The organism is Pauljensenia sp. UMB3104, from assembly GCF_030217285.1.
In the GTDB taxonomy this organism is placed as follows: Bacteria; Actinomycetota; Actinomycetes; order Actinomycetales; family Actinomycetaceae; genus Pauljensenia.
Genome location: NZ_JASONN010000634.1, coordinates 1 through 232, shown reverse-complemented (window position 1 = coordinate 232; position 232 = coordinate 1). Strand labels below are relative to the sequence as shown.

The window sequence follows — 232 nt, the reverse complement described above, 5'->3', positions numbered from 1 at the left end:
GAGTCGCCATCGCGTCGTTCGTGGGCGCCCTTACCGTCGCCGTCCCGGCTGCCTGGCTGCCGCTGACCCTCATTCACAAGGCCGGAGTCACCGGTCCCATGCCCCCGTCCCTCTGGCTGTTGGGAATCATTCCCCTCGTCGTCGTGATCGCGAACTGGCGCCTGACCCTCACGGGCAGGATCCGCGGCCTCAACTGAACGTCAGTTGGGCTTTGGGCGCGTGACCCCAGACC

The 232-nt window shown here is 67.2% G+C and carries 1 pseudogene; it reads left to right on the top strand.

Annotated elements, in window-relative coordinates:
- A pseudogene (locus QP415_RS13085) lies at nucleotides 1-197 on the top strand (hypothetical protein); the annotation flags it as partial.
- Between the last annotated feature and the right edge of the window lie 35 nt (nucleotides 198-232).